The sequence below is a fragment of the Arthrobacter alpinus genome (assembly GCF_001445575.1).
Classification (GTDB): Bacteria; Actinomycetota; Actinomycetes; order Actinomycetales; family Micrococcaceae; genus Specibacter; species Specibacter alpinus_C.
This window is the reverse complement of record NZ_CP013200.1, coordinates 2,003,819-2,023,132: the sequence shown is the minus strand read 5'-3', so window position 1 is coordinate 2,023,132 and position 19,314 is coordinate 2,003,819. Positions and strand designations below refer to the sequence as shown.

At 61.8% G+C, this 19,314-nt stretch carries 15 protein-coding genes, 1 other RNA gene and 1 pseudogene; 8 read left to right on the top strand and 9 right to left on the bottom strand.

Annotated elements, in window-relative coordinates:
- Positions 1-388 precede the first annotated feature (388 nt).
- From AS189_RS08950 to AS189_RS08940, 3 genes are all read left to right on the top strand, one after another.
- On the top strand, positions 389-1,834 hold the full coding sequence (locus AS189_RS08950; RefSeq protein WP_062287687.1) for a sugar porter family MFS transporter: 1,446 nt from the start codon (positions 389-391) through the stop codon (positions 1,832-1,834).
- A 142-nt stretch (positions 1,835-1,976) separates the two neighbouring features.
- Positions 1,977-2,837: an acyltransferase domain-containing protein gene (locus AS189_RS08945; protein ID WP_062287684.1), complete on the top strand. Its 861-nt coding sequence runs from the start codon at positions 1,977-1,979 to the stop codon at positions 2,835-2,837.
- 140 nt (positions 2,838-2,977) lie between these two features.
- Complete coding sequence (locus AS189_RS08940) at positions 2,978-4,582, top strand: peptide chain release factor 3 (RefSeq protein ID WP_062287681.1); 1,605 nt, start codon at positions 2,978-2,980, stop codon at positions 4,580-4,582.
- Between the two features lie 54 nt (positions 4,583-4,636).
- Here AS189_RS08940 and AS189_RS08935 read toward each other — a convergent pair whose 3' ends face one another.
- From AS189_RS08935 to AS189_RS08925, 3 genes are all read right to left on the bottom strand, one after another.
- On the bottom strand, positions 4,637-5,437 hold the full coding sequence (locus AS189_RS08935; RefSeq protein ID WP_082634176.1) for an HNH endonuclease family protein: 801 nt from the start codon (positions 5,435-5,437) through the stop codon (positions 4,637-4,639).
- 215 nt (positions 5,438-5,652) lie between these two features.
- An RNA gene (gene rnpB, locus AS189_RS08930) (RNase P RNA component class A) lies at positions 5,653-6,033 on the bottom strand.
- 184 nt (positions 6,034-6,217) lie between these two features.
- Positions 6,218-7,693: a glyceraldehyde-3-phosphate dehydrogenase gene (locus AS189_RS08925; RefSeq protein WP_082634513.1), complete on the bottom strand. Its 1,476-nt coding sequence runs from the start codon at positions 7,691-7,693 to the stop codon at positions 6,218-6,220.
- Positions 7,694-7,949: 256 nt separating this feature from the next.
- Here AS189_RS08925 and AS189_RS08920 point away from each other — a divergent pair, with 256 nt between their 5' ends.
- Entirely contained in the window at positions 7,950-8,714 is a 765-nt protein-coding gene (locus AS189_RS08920; RefSeq protein ID WP_062287675.1) for a YaaA family protein, read from the top strand.
- 68 nt (positions 8,715-8,782) lie between these two features.
- Here AS189_RS08920 and AS189_RS08915 read toward each other — a convergent pair whose 3' ends face one another.
- Both AS189_RS08915 and AS189_RS08910 read right to left on the bottom strand, forming a co-directional pair.
- Positions 8,783-9,520 (bottom strand): zinc ribbon domain-containing protein, encoded by a 738-nt coding sequence (locus AS189_RS08915; RefSeq protein ID WP_062287672.1) that lies wholly within the window; start codon positions 9,518-9,520, stop codon positions 8,783-8,785.
- Between the two features lie 269 nt (positions 9,521-9,789).
- The gene (locus AS189_RS08910; RefSeq protein WP_237760053.1) at positions 9,790-10,641 is read right to left on the bottom strand and encodes a Nif3-like dinuclear metal center hexameric protein; all 852 of its coding nucleotides are present in this window, start codon (positions 10,639-10,641) and stop codon (positions 9,790-9,792) included.
- Between the two features lie 387 nt (positions 10,642-11,028).
- On the opposite strand from AS189_RS08910, the gene msrA reads away from it, so the two are divergent.
- The 3 genes from msrA (at position 11,029) to epsC (ending at position 13,347) form a co-directional block, all read left to right on the top strand.
- Positions 11,029-11,553, top strand: coding sequence for a peptide-methionine (S)-S-oxide reductase MsrA (gene msrA / locus AS189_RS08905; protein WP_062293321.1), 525 nt, complete (start codon positions 11,029-11,031; stop codon positions 11,551-11,553).
- 104 nt (positions 11,554-11,657) lie between these two features.
- The gene (gene cysK, locus AS189_RS08900; RefSeq protein WP_062287669.1) at positions 11,658-12,593 is read left to right on the top strand and encodes a cysteine synthase A; all 936 of its coding nucleotides are present in this window, start codon (positions 11,658-11,660) and stop codon (positions 12,591-12,593) included.
- A gap of 166 nt (positions 12,594-12,759) precedes the next feature.
- Positions 12,760-13,347, top strand: coding sequence for a serine O-acetyltransferase EpsC (gene epsC / locus AS189_RS08895; protein WP_062287666.1), 588 nt, complete (start codon positions 12,760-12,762; stop codon positions 13,345-13,347).
- A 302-nt stretch (positions 13,348-13,649) separates the two neighbouring features.
- Here the strand turns inward: epsC and gndA are convergent, their stop codons facing one another.
- From gndA to AS189_RS08875, 4 genes are all read right to left on the bottom strand, one after another.
- Entirely contained in the window at positions 13,650-15,101 is a 1,452-nt protein-coding gene (gndA, locus tag AS189_RS08890) for an NADP-dependent phosphogluconate dehydrogenase (protein WP_062287663.1), read from the bottom strand.
- Positions 15,102-15,240: 139 nt separating this feature from the next.
- Positions 15,241-16,299: an L-idonate 5-dehydrogenase gene (locus AS189_RS08885; protein ID WP_062287660.1), complete on the bottom strand. Its 1,059-nt coding sequence runs from the start codon at positions 16,297-16,299 to the stop codon at positions 15,241-15,243.
- Positions 16,300-17,070 (bottom strand): SDR family oxidoreductase, encoded by a 771-nt coding sequence (locus AS189_RS08880; protein WP_062287658.1) that lies wholly within the window; start codon positions 17,068-17,070, stop codon positions 16,300-16,302.
- Between the two features lie 85 nt (positions 17,071-17,155).
- Positions 17,156-18,094, bottom strand: coding sequence for an NAD(P)-dependent oxidoreductase (locus tag AS189_RS08875; RefSeq protein WP_062287655.1), 939 nt, complete (start codon positions 18,092-18,094; stop codon positions 17,156-17,158).
- An 85-nt stretch (positions 18,095-18,179) separates the two neighbouring features.
- Between AS189_RS08875 and AS189_RS21115 the strand changes: the two are divergent.
- Positions 18,180-19,241: pseudogene (locus tag AS189_RS21115) on the top strand (D-2-hydroxyacid dehydrogenase).
- Positions 19,242-19,314 lie beyond the last annotated feature (73 nt).

Below are 19,314 nucleotides of genomic sequence, written 5' to 3'. Positions count from 1 at the left end.
TCGGAATCGTGGGCCCATCCACGCGCTTTCTCGCCAACCTCGTTCCTCGGCCGGGGCCCCTCGGAATCGTGGGCCCATCCACGCGCTTTCTCGCCAACCTCGTTCCTCGGCCGGGGCCCCTCGGAATCGTGGGCCCATCCACGCGCTTTCTCGCCAACCTCGTTCCTCGGCCGGGGCCCCTCGGAATCGTGGGCCCATCCACGCCCTTTCTCCCCAAGTGCAGCCGCCCCTGCTGTGGCGCAGCTCCCATGAGTCATATCTCACGGCCCTGATCAGCGATTATGACGGCTAGAAACACTCCACTAGGAGTAGTTTTACCATTTGGAATTACTAAGCACTTTTTTCAAACGGGCCACGCTAATGAGCGTGGCGGCTTCAAAGGGGAACCATGTCCGGGACAACTATGCCAAAACAGCCAGCAACGGGGATACCTCGAAAAGTTGCGGGGCTGGCCATCGCCGGTGCGGTGGGAGGATTCCTCTTTGGCTTTGATTCATCGGTAGTCAACGGAGCCGTTGACGCCATGCAGGATCATTTCATTCTTGGCGATGCCCTCACCGGGTTCGCGGTCGCCGTCGCACTTTTGGGTTGTGCCGTAGGCGCCTACCTCGCTGGCCGCATCGCCGATGCCAAGGGCCGCATTCCCGCCATGAAAATTGGTGGAATCCTGTTCCTGGTCAGCGCCTTGGGCACTGGCTTTGCTTTCAGCGTCTACGACCTGATCTTCTGGCGCCTCATTGGCGGTTTGGGCATTGGCCTGGCCTCCGTGATTGCGCCGGCCTACATTTCAGAAATTTCCCCGGCTAAGCACCGCGGCCGTTTGGCCTCGCTGCAGCAGCTAGCCATCACGGTCGGCATCTTTGCTGCCCTGCTCTCCGATGCACTGTTCGCCAATGCTGCTGGTGGCGCTGCTCAGGAGCTGTGGTTTGGTTTGCCGGCGTGGCGCTGGATGTTCCTCGCCGCCGCCGTACCGGCCGTGGTGTACTTCGTCATTGCCATGGTGCTGCCGGAGTCCCCGCGCTTCCTGGTCCTCCACGGTAAGGAAGAAGAAGCTGCCAAGGTCTTCAAGGCCATTGCACCGAACGAGGACGCCGAAATCAGCATCCGCGAAATCCTGGACGCTGTCCACGCCGATAAGCTGGCTTCCCGCCAAGGGACCCTGCGAGGCAAGCGCTTTGGCCTGATGCCGGTGGTATGGATCGGCATCATCCTCTCCATGCTGCAGCAGTTCGTTGGAATCAACGTGATCTTCTACTACTCCACCACCTTGTGGAAGGCAGTGGGCTTCCAGGAGAAGGACTCGCTGACCATTTCCGTGGTGACAGCCATTGTGAACATCCTGGTCACCTTGGTCGCCATTGCCTTGGTCGATAAGATTGGCCGCCGCCCCATCCTACTGGTGGGTTCAGTGGGTATGGCACTGTCCCTGGGCACCATGGCTCTGGCCTTCTCTACAGCTTCCGGTACCGGCTCAGATGTCTCGCTCTCCGGCGCTTGGGGCCCCGTTGCCTTGGTTGCAGCCAACGTGTTCGTCGTCAGCTTCGGCGCTTCCTGGGGGCCGTTGGTTTGGGTCCTGTTGGGCGAAATCTTCCCCACACGTATCCGCGCCCGCGCTCTCGGCTTGGCTGCTGCCGCCCAGTGGATTGCCAACTTCGCCATCACCTTGACCTTCCCGTCCATGGCAGCCGCATCCTTGCCGCTGACCTACGGCATGTACGCCCTGTTCGCCGTGGCATCGTTCTTCTTCGTGATGTTCAAGATCCCGGAGACCAACGGAATGTCGCTGGAGCAGGCTGAAACTCTGTTCGACAAGAAGCCCAAGGCTGCCAAGTAGTCCTGATCTGACGCTGTGCCGGGCACGCGCAGTCTGAAGCTGCGTCCGGTTACGCCGAAACGGTGCGCCACTCCTGGAGTGGCGCACCGTTTCGGTTTAACCACACGCAGGAGCAAAGCCGCCGGGTCGCTAAGCTGGGCATATGACCTTGCGCACGGCCATGAGCCCAGAACAGACACTTGAATACCTGACCATTGCTCCGGAGGATCGCCCCGGTACTTTGGCCTTGCTGCAGGCTCCGGTGACCCCGGCCGTAGAACAGGTTCTGGCTCATTTGACGGCTCGTCTGGGCAGCTCCGATGACTCAATTCCGGAGCTAGGGCGCCCCGAAGCCCCCGTCACCGAGTTCGACTGGCTCACCGCAATGCTGCACTTTGTACCAGCAACAGTGGCCTGGCATAGCGACCGCGGCATTCCCGAAGCGACTTCTCGGGCGACACTTGCTGATTTTGGCCGGCAGATGGCCATCAACCGCCGCGTCCACCAGCGGTTTGGCATGGACACGTACAAGTGGCTCAACCATGTTTTCTCCGGCAGGCTCTACCAGCTGGGCCGTTTGCAGTACCTGATCCACCAGCCCGCGGCGAAGATCCCCGGTGTTTCCCCGGACGAGTGGATTCTGGGTATTCACATTCCCGAGGACGGCGGTCTGTCAGCGGAGGCTGTGGCCCACAGCCTGGCGCTGGCAGCCCCGTTCTTTGCCACACACTTCCCCGAGAAGCCCGTCGGCACCGCCAATTGTGAGTCCTGGCTGCTGGATCCCTACCTATCAGCGCACCTGGCCCCGTCCTCCAATATCGCCAAATTTACCGCCCGCTTCACCCCGTACGGTGAACCCCGCGACGAACCCACCGACGCCGTGTACTTCACCTTCCGCACCCGCAACATGGAGAACTTGGCTGCCCTCCCCCGGACGACGGCGTTGCAACAGATTGTCCTGAACCGCATCGATGCCGGAGGTGCTTGGCAGCTGGGCTTCGGCAGCCTCACACTGCCCGTCTAGCCCACGGTTAGCCCGCGCGCCCAGCTGCGGTTGCCGCCGTCGTGCGTGCCACCAAAGACAGCCGCAGGCTGCGGTAAACTAGATAATTGCGCCCTCTTTACGTTGCTTGAACAAATTCTTCATCGCTAGAAAGTAGTCTTGTGTCCTCTCCGGCCCAGTCCCCCGCCCGCGCCACCGAAATTTCCGGCCAGGCGGAGCGTCGCAGAACGTTCGCCGTCATCTCGCACCCTGATGCCGGCAAGTCCACGCTGACCGAAGCCTTGGCCCTCCACGCGAAGGTCATCGGCACAGCCGGCGCTACTAACGGCAAGTCGAACCGTAAGGACACCATCTCGGACTGGCAGCAGATGGAGAAGGACCGCGGAATCTCGATCAGCTCCGCGGCGCTGCAGTTCTCCTACCGCGACACCGTCATCAACCTGCTTGACACTCCCGGCCACGCCGACTTCTCCGAGGATACGTACCGCGTGCTGGCAGCCGTTGACTGCGCCGTCATGCTCGTGGATGCCGGTAAGGGTCTGGAAACTCAGACCATGAAGCTGTTCGAAGTCTGCCGCCAGCGCAACCTGCCCATCATCACCGTGATCAACAAGTGGGACCGCCCGGGACTTGACCCGTTGGAGCTCATGGATGAGATCACCGAGCGCACGGGACTGACACCGATGCCGCTCACGTGGGCCATTGGCATTGCCGGTGACTTCCGCGGCGTGTGGGATGTTCGCCGTAACGAGTTCGCGAAGTTTGCTCGCAACAGCTCCGGAGCGCAGATTGCATTGACCGAGATCATGACCCCCGAAGAGGCGGCCGCCTCTGAAGGTGTTGCCTGGAGCGATTCCATCGACGAGGCGTCCCTGGTCATCGACGAAGATGCGCCGCTGGATCTGGAGGCGTTCTACGCCGGCAAGGCCACTCCCCTGCTGTTCTCCTCGGCGGCCCTGAACTTCGGTGTCAAGCAAATTTTGGACACCTTGGTGGACTTTGCCCCGCCGGCCGCGCCCCGCCCCGATGTCGATGGCAGCAGCCGCCCCATTGACGCCCCGTTCTCCGGATTTGTCTTCAAGGTCCAGGCGGGCATGAACCAGGCGCACCGTGATCATGTCGCGTTCGTGCGTGTCTGCTCGGGCAAGTTCGAGCGTGGCATGGTGGTCACTCAGACCCGCACCGGCAAGTCCTTCGCCACCAAGTATGCGCAGCAGGTTTTTGGCCGCGATCGGGAGGTTATCGACACCGCTTTCCCCGGTGACGTGGTGGGCCTTGTCAACGCCTCGGCGCTGCGCGTGGGCGATTCCTTGTTCGTCGAGGAGTCAGTGGAATACCCGGCCATCCCGCTGTTCGCCCCGGAACACTTCCAGGTGGCCCGCTCTAAGGACCCCAGCAAGTACAAGCAGTTCCGCCGCGGCATCGAACAGCTCGAACACGAAGGCGTCATCCAGGTGCTCCGCTCGGATCTGCGCGGAGACCAGGCGCCGGTGCTGGCCGCCGTCGGACCCATGCAGTTTGAGGTGGTGGATGACAGAATGCACCACGATTTCAACGCCCCCATGCGTCTGGAACGCCTCCCCTACTCCCTCGCAAGATTGACGACGGCGGACGCTACGGCCGTGCTGGCCAATGTCCATGGCGCTGAGGTGCTGGAGCGCAGTGACGGTGAATTCCTGGCCCTGTTCAATGACATTTGGGCCATGCGCCGCGTGGAAAGGAACCACCCGGATCTGCCGTTGACCGAGATCGGCACCAAGATGTAGCAGCGCTGCGTTTCTCTTGCGGATCCAAAAGAGCCTGCCCTCCCGCCGCCTCCCCTAAGGGAGGTAGCCGGAGGGCAGGCTGTTTTGGTGCGGGCACAGTCCCAGGACGCGTTGCATGGCCGCCTTTTCAGCAGGGGTGACCCAGAGCTGGTAGGCCGCCTTGACGGAAATCTGCCGGGCCACATAGTGACACCGGAACTTTTTCGACGGGGGCAGCCACGTTGCGGCATCGCCGTCGGACTTGTCCTGGTTTGCCTGTCCATCCACGGCAAGCAGGTTCAACGGGTCATTGGCCAGACTCTGGCGCTGCGCGGGCGTCAGTGCGGCGGCGCCCGTTTCCCAGGCGTTGCCCAGAGCCACCACGTGGTCGATTTGTACGGCCTCGCTGCTGTCCTTGCCGCGCTGAAATGAAACTTCACTCCCGGTGTAGGGCTCGGCCAACGTTCCTGAGGCCAGCAAGCACCCGGATCCGGCTGTGAAGGCCGGGTTGATCATGTCCCGACGCAGGATGTCGTTGCGGGTGTCGCAGCCATTGGCGTCGGCATCCAACCACGCCTCGCCAAAGGCACTGCGCTGGTAGTCATTGCCAGGCGATTTGCCCTTCACAACAAGAGTATCCAAGAGGGCCAGGGCCGTTCCGGTGCCCACCACAATGACGGGCTGCCCCAAACCGGGAGGTGAGGAGGCCAGGCTAGGCGGCGGACCGGCGTCGGGCGTGAAAGGCCAGCGGCCGGAAGTGTGCAGCCAACCGGTAAGGGCCACTGCCACCAGAACCAGCAGCACGGCAGCTGCGGCGAGGGGCGGGCGCACCGGGGGCAGCGGGCGCACAGGGGCCTGTTGCACATGCCGTGACATCAACCACCCCGCCCCTGACCCACCTGAAGGTTCTGACCAAACAACGGAAACGGTGAGTCGTGATGGGTTTAAGTCTAGGGAACTACGGGGAAACGTGTTTCCGGTTATCCACAGGCGTTCGAAACCCAAAAATGCGGTCGTTTGACGTAAATGACATAGCTCAAACGGTGGCATTATCGTCAAACTGCGGCATTTTTCACAAAGGTGATGTGTGTTGGATAGGGCAGCCGTTACGCCGGGTTTTGTCATCCGCTGCAGTTACCCGCGGCGGAGAGGCAACCATCCATCTACGAACGCCGTTGCCGACGCCCTCTAGCAGCCTACCCAGACACTCGGGCGAACAGCCCTCAATCATGCCCTGTCTGGCCTTGCTCCGGGTGGGGTTTACCTAGCTTCCCTAGTCACCTAGGGAACTGGTGGTCTCTTACACCACCGTTTCACCCTTACCTGCAGATCCTTAGAGGAACACAGGCGGTCTATTCTCTGTGGCACTGTCCTGCGGGTTACCCCGAGTGGGCGTTACCCACCACCCTGTTCTGTGGAGCCCGGACGTTCCTCGAGCCACTTGCGTGACGCGCGGTTGCCTAGCTGCCCTATCCAGTGACTAAGTCTACAGGGCGAGGGCCCCAATCGAGCGCAGCGAGCTTGGGGCGCCGTGGAGGCGACACTAGTCGATTTGTCCACTGTCACTAGACAAAATCGGGGCCTCGTAAGTTAGTGCGCGCGGCTCCGGCGTCGAGCATTAATGTTCGACGCCGGAGCCTGCATTGGGTGCGTGGCCTAGACCTGCGCGGTGGCCGGCACCGCGGACGCGTCCAAGGCGGGGAATGCGCGCGGGTGAACCCCAGCCATTTCCTCCATGACGCGGACTACCTGGCAGCTGTAGCCGAACTCGTTGTCGTACCAAACGTAGAGAACCAGATTTTTGTTGGTGCTGATGGTGGCCAGGCCATCCACAATTCCGGCGCGGCGCGAGCCCACGAAGTCACTGGAGACCACCTCGGGGGAATCAATGAAGTCGATCTGCTTGCGCAGGCCCGAGTGCAGCGAAACCTCGCGCAGGTAGGTGTTGACCTCATCCTTAGTGGTGGCGTTTTCCAGCGTCAGGTTCAGGATTGCCATGGACACGTTGGGGGTGGGGACGCGGATGGAGTTGCCGGTCAGCTTGCCCTCGAGCTCGGGCAGGGCCTTGGCCACAGCCTTGGCGGCACCAGTTTCGGTCAGCACCATGTTCAGTGCGGCCGAGCGTCCGCGGCGATCTCCCTTATGGAAGTTGTCCGTCAGGTTCTGGTCATTGGTGAACGAGTGGACGGTCTCCACGTGTCCGTGCACAATGCCGTACTTGTCATTGAGGACCTTCAGGACCGGGGTGATGGCGTTCGTGGTGCAGGAAGCGGCGGTGACAATCTTGTCCTCGGCCGTGATGGTGCCGTGGTTGATCCCGTGCACCACGTTCTTCAGCGTGCCCTTGCCCGGAGCTGTCAGCAGAACACGAGCCACGCCCGTGCTCAACAGGTGCTGCGACAGGCCTTCCTCGTCACGCCAGCGGCCCGTGTTGTCCACGACCAGGGCGTTGTTGATGCCGAAGCTCGTGTAGTCAATAGTGGCCGGGCTGTCCGAGTAAATGACCTGGATGGCGGTGCCATTGGCCTGGATGATGTTGTTCTCGTGGTCCACGGTGATGGTGCCATTGAACGGGCCGTGGACGGAGTCACGGCGGAGCAGGCTGGCACGCTTGGTCAGGTCCATGTCGCCGCCACTGCGGACCACAATGGCGCGCAGTCGCAGGCCGTGGCCGCCGCCGGAGTGTTCAATGAGGATGCGGGCTAGCAGGCGTCCGATGCGGCCAAAGCCGTAGAGAACCACATCGGTGCTGGTGCGTTCGTCGGCGCCGAAACGGTCAACGACGTCGGCCAGTTCGGTGCGCAGGAAAGCTTCCAGGGATTCTTCAGCCGAGGCTTTAAAGCCGGCGTTCAGGCGGGCCAGATCCAGCGATGCGGCACCCAATTCCAGGGTTACCAGAGCCCGCAACAGCGGCAGGGTCTCTTCTAAGGGGAGTTCAACCTCGTCGATCTGACGGGCAAAGCGGTGAGCCTTCAACAGGCTGATGACCGATTGGTTGATCAATGACCGGCCGTGAATGTTGGTCAGGACATTGTTGTCCCGGTACAGCTTGCCGATGAGCGGGATCATGGCTTCTGCCATGGTCTCGCGTCCAATCCATGAATCCAGGACGGCATCGGAGTTGTTTGCCACGAGTTCTTGCACCACTGTACTTACCCTCTTTCAGCTTGAAACACCCTTGGTTCAAGCATTTTCTAGTGTCGCAGGGGGCGGCTATTACCGGCGAGTTCAGTGAGCGCACTCACTAGACCGGTCTAACTGTTGCTCTGTCCTCCCCCGCGAAAGGTGAGTAGATGGCAATGTTTGCGCCCACGATTGCCAACTACTCACCTTTCGAGGAAGGGGCGGAGCTGACATGTGGGGCTCACCGTAGCGGTAGGCTCGAACGGTGCTAATTTTGCTTCCCCCCTCTGAAGGTAAGACCCCGCCCGACGCCGGATCCCCGGTTGATCTGGCCGCGCTCAGTTTCCCGTCGCTCACCGAGGCACGTCAACGGGTGGCCGATGCGCTGGCCGAAGTATCCGGCCAACACGATGCCCTCAGTCAATTGGGTGTGGGCGCAACACTGCTCCACGAGGTCAGCCGCAACACCAGGCTGGCCCACGAGCCCGCCGCCCCCGCCCACAGCATTTACACGGGCGTGCTGTTCGACGCCCTGGGCTACTCAAGCCTGACTCCCGCGCAAAAGCGCAAGGCCAATACCGCCGTCGTCGTTATCTCGGGGCTGTGGGGCGCCGTGGGCTTTGCCGACAGCATTCCCGCCTACCGGCTCTCCATGTCGGTGGGCCTGCCCGGTGTGGGCAAGCTGGCCAGTTACTGGAAACCACAACTGGCCGCGGCCCTCGCGAGTCATGCAGAGGACCACCTACTGGTGGACTGCCGCTCCAGCACGTACGCCGCAGCATGGGTGCCGGCTCCGGATCGCACCGTGGCCGTCAATGTTTTCACCGAGCGCGACGGCGTCCGCAAGGTGGTCTCGCACTTCGCCAAGCACACCCGCGGGGAACTGGCCCGGCACCTGCTGACCCGCCGCGGCAAGGCCCCGGAGACCCCGGCCCAGTTGGCGAAGGCAGCCGCCGAAAAGTGGACTGTGGAGCTCGTGCCAGGCACCCCGCGCAAGGCGCACGCCTTGAACATCATCCTGAACGATTAACAAAAAGGCTGCGTTCGGCCCTGGCAGATGCCTGGCCGGCCGCAGCCTTTCACTAGCTCTCGAGCTAGTTAGCTCCACTCCTCCGAGCGGACCAAGATGGCACCGGAATCCGGGCACATCACAATGGTTTCGGGGCTGGCCTTCTTGATCTCAGCCAAGTCACCGGCGCTAATGTGCATGCCGGAGCCTTCGGACTTGCCATGGAACAAGCGCGCTGCGCCCACACCATACTTGGCCAAAGAACGGTCGTAGATGGCCATGAGTGCAGGCTCAAAGGTAGCCGCCAACTCGGCACGTTCTGCCAAAATGGCATCGCGTTCCATCTTGAGCCCGCCAAGCTTGCTGCGCACCTCATCCAGAACTTCATCAAGGACGCTCTGCATCTGGGTCACCAGATCACGCTCGGCCTGAGCCTTAGCGGTTGCGGACTCAAAGGCTTCCATGGCTTCGAGTTCCACATCTTCAAGTTCGCTGCGCCGCCGCGTCAGCGATTCAATTTCGCTCTGCAATGCCATGAGGTCCTTGGACAGGCCGGTGCCGCTGTTTAGCTTGGCCTCGTCGCGCTCAATCCGGGCTACCACGGCGGCAACATCATCTTCAGACTTGGTCAGCGCCCGCTGAGCGTCGCTGACGGCAGTGTCCAGAACCACCTGATCGCTCTTCGCTACGGTGACTCCTGCATGGAGATCCGGCAACCTGGGGTCTTCCTTCAATGCCTTTGCCTGAACATCAAGTGCCCGCAATTTGCCGTCCAATACCTGGACCTCGAGCAAACGCATTTGCTCGGCCGGTGCTGCCTTAGCCATGTAACTCCTCCTGCTGCTTCAAATGCTGTGTGTGCTTAGGGATAAGCCTAGCGGTCGAGGGGCCCGCCGCGTGGGCCCACGGCCGCGAGGGGCCCGCGCCGAGCTTGCGAGACGTGGGAGCGGTCGGGGACTTGCGAGCGGTGGGAGAACGCTAGGCGCTAGCGGTCGAGGGGCCCGCCGCGTGGGCCCACGGCCGCGCGGGACCCGCGCCGAGCTTGCGAGACGTGGGAGCGGTCGGGGACTTGCGAGCGGTGGGAGAACGCTGGGCGCTAGCTCCCGGGAGTAAGAATAAAGTCCCACGGATCGGTGTTGGTCTGGCTCAGCGCCAGTTCTGCAGCAAAGCCCTGGTCACCGAGTACGTTGCCTAGAGCCACCATGGCGTTGGGCAGCCACAACCATTCGCTGGCAAAGTGGGAAAGATCAATCAGGTAGGGCCGTCCATCAAGGCGCGCTTCACGGGCCTCGGAGGCCGGGTGGTGGCGCAGATCGGCAGTAACAAAAACATCGGCGTCGCTGGCTCGTACCGCATCAAAGAGGCTATCGCCGGCACCGCCACAGACAGCAACCTTGCGAACGAGCGCGTCCTTCTCGCCTGAAACGCGCACTCCCCCGGCCACTGCGGGCAAGGTCAGGAATACCTTGGCAGCCAGGTCACCGAGCTTTTCCGGATTAGGCAGGAAACCCACCCTGCCAATTCCTTCTTCAGCCAGTCCATTGCGTGCCGGCATGAGCGGCAGGACATCGTCCAGTTTCAGGATGTCCGCAAGAACGTCGGAGACGCCGCCCACGGCGCTGTCGCCGTTGGTGTGGACAGTCAGCAGAGCGCAGCCGCCCTCAATCAGGTTGTGGATGGCCCTGCCCTTGCCCGTGGTGGCAGCCACGGAGTTGACGCCTTTGAGGAGCAGCGGGTGGTGGGTGATGAGCAGCTGCGCTCCCCATTCCAGCGCCTCGTCAATGACCTCCAGTGTGGGGTCAACGGCAAACATGATGCGGTTAATCTCAGCTTCGGGACGCCCCACCACGAGGCCCACACGGTCCCATTCCTCGGCGAGGGATTCCGGCCACAACTCCTCTACAGCGAGGAGGACATCGGATAAGACGGGGGTCTGCAAAGGATTCACAGGCTCAGCATCAAGGTCCGGATCCCCCACGAGCCCAGTGTCGGGCACAGCCTCAAGCCTCGTTACCTCAGTTTCGAACGTGACTTCCTCTTCCGATTCCAGAACGTCCGTGCCACCTTCGTCGTCACCGATCAAGCCAGCGCCATCGCGAGCCTGATCAGCGAAGCCACCCTGGAAAGAGGTTTCCGCGGCAGGAAAAGTGGCGTCTGCGCCAACGCCCGACGGTTCCGGAGTGTCGGGGCCATGGGCACCTGCAGCACTTCCGGCGTCGGACGTGGGAAAAGTTGGTTCCTTGCTCATGTTCCTACCTTACTTGCGGGCAGGAGCTCTAGAGCACACATTCGCCGTCAGGGAATCATCGGGGCCCGCAATGACTTATAAATGACTATGAGGACTTTTGTATTAGGCGGCGGCTGCTTTTGGTGCCTTGATGCCGTGTATCAGATGACCCGCGGCGTGGAATCGGTGGTGTCCGGGTATACCGGCGGCTCCCTGCCCAACCCTACTTATGAGCAAATTTGCACAGGGATGACCGGCCACGCCGAAGTTGTGGCGGTCACCTTTGACGAGAACATCATCCCGGCGGACGTCATTTTGGACATGTTCTTTGTCCAGCATGACCCCACCACCTTGAACCGCCAAGGGTACGACGTCGGTACCCAGTACCGCTCGGTCATGTACTACCGCGACGAGGAAGAAGAAGCGGAGTTCCGGGCTGCCATTGAGCGGAACCAACCGCTGTGGAATGATCCGATTGTCACCGAGGTGACCCGGCTGGGTGTGTCCTATGCCGCCGAGCAATACCATCAGGATTTCTACGCGCAGCGGCCCGAGGTTGGCTATTGTCAGGTCATTATCAACCCAAAAATCTCTAAAGTTAGAAAACATTACGCGAAGTGGCTCACCGCCTAGAACAGTACATAGCTACTCGATACGCTGACGACTAAGTACAGCGTGGTCGGTTCCTTGCCGAATGCACGCATCCCTTCGCTTCACAGACTGATTAAGGACCACTCATGGCACGTATTTATGACAATGTCACCCAGCTGGTTGGCGGCACCCCGTTGGTGCGCCTGAACCGCCTGACCGAGGGCCTTGCCGCCACGGTCGCTGTGAAGCTGGAATTCTACAACCCGGCTAACAGCGTTAAAGACCGGATTGGTGTCGCCATTGTTGACGCCGCCGAAGCCTCAGGCGAGCTCAAGCCCGGTGGAACCATTGTTGAAGGAACCTCCGGTAACACCGGGATCGCCCTGGCCATGGTGGGTGCTGCACGCGGTTACAAGGTCATCTTGACCATGCCGGAAACCATGTCCACCGAACGCCGTGTCATGCTGCGCGCCTACGGTGCTGAAATCGTTTTGACCCCGGGCTCCGAGGGCATGCGCGGCGCCGTTGAGAAGGCGAAGGAAATTGTCGCCACCACAGAGAACGCCATCTGGGCCCAGCAGTTCGCCAACGTCGCCAACCCCGAGATCCACCGCCGCACCACCGCGATGGAAATTTGGGATGACACAGACGGTGCCGTTGACATATTCGTCGCTGGCGTGGGCACTGGTGGAACCATCACCGGCGTCGGGCAGGTACTCAAGGAGCGTAAGCCTGGTGTGCAGATTGTGGCTGTCGAGCCCAAAGACTCAGCTATCCTCAACGGCGGCGCCCCAGGACCACACAAGATCCAAGGTTTGGGCGCAAACTTTATTCCAGAAATACTTGACCGTGACGTTTACGACGAGGTCCTTGATGCCACGATTGAGGATTCAATCCGGGTTGCCCGCGATTTGGGTGCACGCGAAGGCATCTTGGGCGGCATTTCCTCTGGCGCCATCGTCTGGGCAGCACTTGAACTGGCCAAACGCCCGGAGAACGCTGGTAAATTGATCGTTGCGATTGTCTGCGATTTCGGTGAACGCTACATTTCAACCGCACTGTACGACGACATCCGGGGCTAGTCCCCAAGCCCTCGGGGGTTTGGGCCCAGACGTCCACATTGTGGTTCGCCGGAATGTTTCCCGCATCGCTGACGCTATGTCAGAGGTGCGGGTCTTCTGGTATCTGGACCGCGCACCTTGCAACCTCCGCCGTGAGAGATTCACGGCGATCAACTGAAAGAAGTCTGTGGGATTTTTCAGCAGAATACGTGAAGACCTCGACTCGGCACGCTCGCATGATCCTGCAGCCCGGGGATCCATGGAGAACTTGTTCGTGTACTCCGGCCTCCATGCCATTTGGATACACCGACTCACCCACACAATGTGGGCCAACCCGGCCCTGCGCTTCCCGGCCCGGGTGCTCTCGCAGCTCACCCGTTTCGCCACCGGTATTGAAATTCACCCGGGAGCTACCATCGGCAAACGGTTCTTCATTGACCACGGAATGGGTGTGGTCATTGGCGAGACCGCCGAAATCGGTGACGACGTCATGATCTACCACGGCGTCACCCTGGGCGGGCGTTCACTGGCCAAGACCAAGCGTCACCCCACCATCGGCAACCGCGTCACCATTGGTGCCGGCGCCAAGATTCTGGGCCCCATCTACATTGGCGACGACTCCGCCGTGGGAGCCAATGCCGTCGTCGTCAAGGACGCGCCTGCCTCGTCTATCCTCACCGGCATCCCGGCCACCATCCGGCATCGGGACGCGAGCAAGGAAATGGCCCCCGCCGTGGATCCGGCCGAATACATTGACCCAGCCATGTGGATCTAGCTTTCCCGGGCCCACACCTGCGAGGGCCCCGCTTCGAGCGTGCGAGAGGCAGTTCTGGTGGTGGGCCCACACCTGCGAGGGCCCCGCTTCGAGCGTGCGAGAAGTGGGAGCAGGTGGGGAACGACGGCGGCCGGTGACCTTCCGAAAGGAAGAGGTCACCGGCCGCCGTCGTACTCGAGCAAGTGGGCCCACAAACCGAATGGGCCCACAACCGCGAGGGGCCACAAACCGTTTGGGCCCACAACCGCGAGGGGCCCCACATAGAGACGCGCCAGCGGCTTTATGTGGGGAGCGGTTGGGGACTAGTGCGTGTCTACTGCGCTGATCTCGGACTTGTCGCCGCTCCACTGGGTGTGGAAGGTACCTTCTGCATCAACACGGCTGTAGGTGTGAGCGCCGAAGAGGTCGCGCAGACCCTGGGTCAGTGCGGCGGGCAGGCGCGGCCGGCGCAAGCCGTCGTAGTAAGCCAGTGAGGAGGAGAAGACCGGAACCGGGATACCCAGCTGAACGGCGGTGGAAACCACACGACGCCAGGCCGGGAGGACCTCAGCAATTTCAGCCTGGAACGCCGGAGCGAACAGCAGGTTGGCCGGCTTGTCCTCAGCGGCGTAGGCCTTGGTGATGTCCTTGAGGAGCTCGGCACGGATGATGCAACCACCACGCCACAGCGAAGCGATCTGATCCAGCTTCAGATCCCAGTTGTACTCGGTAGCTGCGCTGGTGAGCATGTCGATGCCCTGTGCGTAGCTGATGAGCTTGGACGCGTAGAGTGCCTGACGAACGTCTTCAACGAAGTCGGAGCCGAGGTCAACAGCAACCTCATGACCGGCCAGAACTTCCTGGCCGATGGCGCGCTGATCGCGCTGTGAGGAGAGTCCGCGAGCAAAAACAGACTCGGCAATGGCGGAGATGGGTGAGCCCAAGTCCAGGCCGGACTGAACCGTCCAGCGGCCCGTGCCCTTCTGACCTGCGGAGTCAACGATGACGTCAACCAGTGGCTTGCCGGTCTTGGCGTCAACGTGGCCCAGAACTTCTGCTGTGATTTCGATCAGGAAGGAGGCCAGCTGGCCTTCGTTCCACTTGCCGAAGATCTCTGCCTGCTCGGCCGGCTCGATGCCAGCGGCGCTACGAAGGAGGTCGAACGCTTCACCAATAACCTGCATGTCGGCATATTCGATGCCGTTGTGAACCATCTTGACGAAGTGGCCGGCGCCATCGGTGCCGATCCAAGCGCAGCACGGCTGGCCATCAACCTTCGCGGAAATCTTTTCCAGCAGTGGGCCAAGTGCATCGTAGGATTCCTTGGAACCACCGGGCATGATGGACGGGCCCAAGAGAGCGCCTTCCTCACCACCGGATACGCCAACCCCTACAAAGTGGAGGTCCTTCTCGGCCAGGGCAGCTTCGCGGCGGCGAGTGTCCTGGTAGTGGGAGTTGCCGCCATCGATGATGATGTCGCCAGCTTCCATGAGCGGAACGAGCTGATCGATCACGGAGTCAACGGGGCCGCCGGCCTTGACCATGATGAGCACGCGGCGCGGCTTCTCCAGGGAGTCAACGAGCTCGGCCAGGGTCTCCGTGCGAACGAATTCGCCCTCGCTGCCGTGGGCTTCAAGCAGCGCGTCGGTCTTGGCGACCGAGCGGTTGTGCAGCGCAACGGTGTATCCGTTGCGAGCCAAGTTGCGTGCCAAGTTCGCGCCCATGACGGCCAGACCTGTGACACCGATCTGTGCAGTGCCAGTTTGTGCAGACATACTACCTCCAGAGTGAATTGCGTGGTTAGCTACAGCTTATCGGTATTGCCAGCCGTTCCCCAGCTCATTCCATGATTTGGATACGTAACATTACGCAAGTCACGCAGGAAGTTTGGCAATCGGATGCCAAAAGTCAAACTCACGCGGAGAAGTTGAGCAGAACTTTCCCTGACTGAGCCGAATTCTTAGCCATATCAAATGCCGCCAAGGCGTCGTTGAGTGCGAATTCATGTGTAATCACGGGTTCCACAAACAGGGAACCGTCGGCCAGGGCGGCAATCACCTCGGCAATTTCCTCATTGAAGCGGAATGACCCCATGAGCTCAAGCTCTCGCGTGATCGCCAGCGAGATGGCAACCGGTTGCGCACCGGATGGGAGCAAGCCCACCATGACAACTCGACCACCGCGCGTTGCGCCGTTGATGGCCGTCCCCAAACCAAAATGGTTCCCGGAGGATTCAATCACCACATCGGCCTCGATCGCTGCAACTCTCTCGGCTTCGGGAGCCAGTAACAAGACATCCGCGCCCACGGCAGCAGCAATGTCCAGCGGCCTCTGATGCATATCGACCGCCGTGATGTGACTAGCCCCGGCGCGCTTAAGAACGGCAATAGCGAGGGTTCCAATGGGGCCACAGCCCACCACGAGCACCGATTTTCCACGCACGTCACCGGCACGAGAGACGGCATGCCAGGCCACGCTGGCCGGTTCGATCAAGGCAGCCAACCGCAACGGCAAAGAATCCGGCAGCACCCGCAGCATGCGAGTAGGCAGATTTGCGTAGCGCAAGAAGGCGCCATCTGTATGAGGATGACGCGCCGCGCTACCCAGATAGGTGCAACCCGGGGAAAGATTGGGCCGATCGCCCGGGTACCTTGCCGCACCCGGGGCCGGACTGGCTGGATGCACGGCGACGGGGGTTCCTACGCTAGGTCCGGTGCCATCCGCAGCCGCACGGGCTACAACACCAACCACCTCGTGGCCCAGCACCATGGGGTCCTTCAAAATGGATTCCCCCGCAGCCCCGTGCAGCCAGTAGTGCAGGTCAGAGCCGCAGATTCCCCCGTAGGCAATTTCAATCACGGCCTCGTCAGCACGCGGTTCACGCAACGGCACCTGGTCGATCCGCAGATCGTCCTTGCCGTGCGCCACGACGGCCGCAGCACTCACGGGAAGTGTGAGTTGTTCGTTCGCCATTTAGACCACCACCGTCATGCCGCCATCGATGAAGATGGTCTGGCCATTGACAAAGTTAGAAGCGTCTGAGGACAACCAGATGGCCGGCCCCACCAGGTCCTGCACGGTCCCCCATCTGTTGGCAGGGGTGCGGCCCAGGATCCAGGAGTTGAACGTCTCGTCATCCACCAGGTTCTGCGTCATTTCGGTGTGGATGTAGCCGGGGGCGATACCGTTGATCTGCAGTCCGCCGGAGGCCCACTCGGCCGTCATGGCGCGGGTGAGGTTCCGCAGGCCGCCCTTGGCCGCGGTGTAGGCCGCGATCGTGGGGCGGGCCAAGTCCGTCTGAACCGAGCAGATGTTGATGATCTTGCCGTGGCCGCGGGCCAGCATGCCGCGGGCGGCTTCGCGGCCCACGAGGAAGGCGCTGGTCAGGTCAGTACTGATGACCCTGTCCCAGTCCTTGACGTCGAGCTCCAGCAGCGGCACACGGTGCTGGATCCCGGCGTTGTTGACCAGGATCTCCAGCGGGCCCACAGTGGCCTCGATCCACGCTATACCCTCGGCCGCCGCCACATCGCTGGTGACATCAAACGGCAGCGAACGAATCTGCCCCGGAGCGAAGTCCGCGGCCATGGCCACTTCTGCAGCAGCCAGGCGTTCCTCGTTCAGCCCGTTAAGCACGACCGTAGCCCCGGCCTCCGCCAGCCCGCGGGCCAAGGAGTTTCCAATCCCCCGGCTGGACCCTGTTACCAGTGCCACCCGGCCGGTCAAGTCAAACAATCCACTCATCAATTCTGTCCTTAATTATTTTCAGGCCTTAATGGTTTTCAAGACGTTCAAAAGTACGACGGCGCACGAGTCACCCAAGAGGCGCTCACTGCTGCGAAGGCTTGTTCCCGGCTCCGAGCCGCGCGATGGTTTCCCGCACCACTGTCAGATCCTGCTCCCCCAGCCCCTGGTCCTTCAGGGTCCCGTACAGGGCGTGTCCGGCACTGGCCATGGGGGTCGCGGAACCAACGGCGGCGGCACTTTCCAGCACGAATCCCAGGTCCTTGTGCATGAATTTCGCCGGGCCGGTGGGAGTGTAGTCCTTGGCCGCGATCCTCGGCCCGCCGAGCCGCAGGACGTTGCTACCGGCTAGACCGCCGGCCAATACCTCAAAGAGTGCCGGAACATCCATGCCCGAAGATTCAGCGAGCTCCGCCGCTTCGGCGAGTGCCGCCATCGTGGTTCCCACCAACAGTTGGTTGCAGGCTTTGGCCAGGGATCCGCTGCCCAGCGGGCCCAGCAGGCGCACGGTGGTACCCATGCTGTCCAGAACTTGGGAGATGCGCTCAAAGTCGGCGGCGTCCCCTCCGGCCATGATGGCCAAGGTGCCCTTTTCAGCCCCTACAGTACCTCCGCTGACGGGGGCGTCAATGACGGAAGCCCTGCCTCCCGAGGCCGCTGCCACTCGGACACCAAAACCTTGGACCGCCTGAGGGGAGACACTGCTCATGACCACCACGACGGTGCCCAGCTCCGGCGGTGCCTCCCGCCACGCTGCAAGCAGCGGCTCCGCGGCCTCTTCAATGAAGCCCAAGTCGGGGAGCATGAAGATGATGACAGTGGCGTCTCGCAGTTCGGCCACACTGGAAGCGGTCCGGGCACCCTGTGCGGCGAGCGATTCGAGCGCTGCGGCCGAGCGGTTCCACACCGTCACAGCCCAGCCCGCACGGAGCAGATTCGCGGCCATGGGCGCACCCATGTGGCCCAGGCCTACAAACCCGATGGCGCGCGGGGCCTGCCGGGGGAAATCAGTGGTTTGCGTCATTGAACACCAGTCCTCACAACTTTGTGGTTTGGTTCTTAAAGTGACTCATCGCCACATTTGTTCAGTATTCTATCCGCAATTCAGTATGATGAACATCATGACTCCTAATAATCTCACCGTTGCGATTGCCGTACCGCTCGAAGCCGAGCATGTGGAGGCCATCCGCGCCGCCAACCCGTCAGTGACCGTGTTATACGAACCCGAGTTGCTCCCCAAGAGCGCTTCCCCGCCGACCACGCTGGCGATCCAGCGTTTAAGCGCACGAAGGAGCAGGAAGCACGCTACTGGGACATGCTCCGCAGTGCCGACGTGCTCTACGGCTTCCCCAACGAGAGTCCGGCCGGGCTGGCCGAGATTGCCTCCAGCGAAAAGCTCCAGTGGATCCAGGCCATGGCCGCAGGCGCCGGCGGAGCAGTTAAGGCAGCCAAACTCTCAGATGAGGATCTGGCCCGCATCAAGATCACCAGCTCAGCAGGCGTGCACTCCCTGCCGCTGGGCGAGTTCGCCATGATGGGCGCACTCAACGGCCTCAAGCGCAGCGCCGAATTGGCCGTGGACCAGGCCGCCAAGCACTGGCCCGAACTGCGCACCCCACCCGCCTAGCCCGCGGCTCCAACGTGGTCATCACCGGCCTGGGCGAGATTGGCCTCGAAACCGCCCGCCTGGCCCGTGCCCTCGGCATGAACGTCAGCGGCACCAAGCGCACTGTGGAGCCCATCGAGGGAATCGACACGGTCACCGACACCGCCGGGCTGCCCGGCCTCGTCGCCACGGCAGATATTCTCATCAACACCCTCCCCGGGACCCCGTACACGGAAAAGATGATCAACGCCGAGATCTTCGCCGCGATGAAGCCGGGCACCATCGTGGTCAACGTGGGACGCGGCACGGTCATTGACGAGGACGCCCTCCTCGAGGCCCTCAACAGTGGCCAGGTTTCCTACGCCTGCCTGGACGTCTTCGCCGTCGAGCCGCTGCCGGAGGCAAGTCCGCTGTGGGAGCACCCGCGGGTCATGGTCTCCCCCACACCTCGGCCCTGAGCTCCGCCGAGAACCGCCTGATCGCCGAGCGCTTCATGGAGAACCTTCAGCGCTTCCAGGCCGGCACCGAGTTGCTGCACACCGTGGATCCCGTCCACTTCTACTAATCGCACCTCTTACAGGGGAGTCTCCGTTCGCGGAGGCTCCTCTTTTGCGTGCCCGCACCCTGTTTTTTTGTGC

Coding starts and splice junctions, on each gene's coding strand:
- AS189_RS08950 (WP_062287687.1), top strand. CDS start 389: ATGTCCGGGACAACTATGCCAAAACAGCCAGCAACGGGGATACCTCGA.
- AS189_RS08945 (WP_062287684.1), top strand. CDS start 1,977: ATGACCTTGCGCACGGCCATGAGCCCAGAACAGACACTTGAATACCTG.
- AS189_RS08935 (WP_082634176.1), bottom strand. CDS start 5,437: ATGTCACGGCATGTGCAACAGGCCCCTGTGCGCCCGCTGCCCCCGGTG.
- AS189_RS08915 (WP_062287672.1), bottom strand. CDS start 9,520: ATGGCTAAGGCAGCACCGGCCGAGCAAATGCGTTTGCTCGAGGTCCAG.
- msrA (WP_062293321.1), top strand. CDS start 11,029: ATGAGGACTTTTGTATTAGGCGGCGGCTGCTTTTGGTGCCTTGATGCC.
- cysK (WP_062287669.1), top strand. CDS start 11,658: ATGGCACGTATTTATGACAATGTCACCCAGCTGGTTGGCGGCACCCCG.
- gndA (WP_062287663.1), bottom strand. CDS start 15,101: ATGTCTGCACAAACTGGCACTGCACAGATCGGTGTCACAGGTCTGGCC.
- AS189_RS08885 (WP_062287660.1), bottom strand. CDS start 16,299: ATGGCGAACGAACAACTCACACTTCCCGTGAGTGCTGCGGCCGTCGTG.
- AS189_RS08880 (WP_062287658.1), bottom strand. CDS start 17,070: ATGAGTGGATTGTTTGACTTGACCGGCCGGGTGGCACTGGTAACAGGG.
- AS189_RS08875 (WP_062287655.1), bottom strand. CDS start 18,094: ATGACGCAAACCACTGATTTCCCCCGGCAGGCCCCGCGCGCCATCGGG.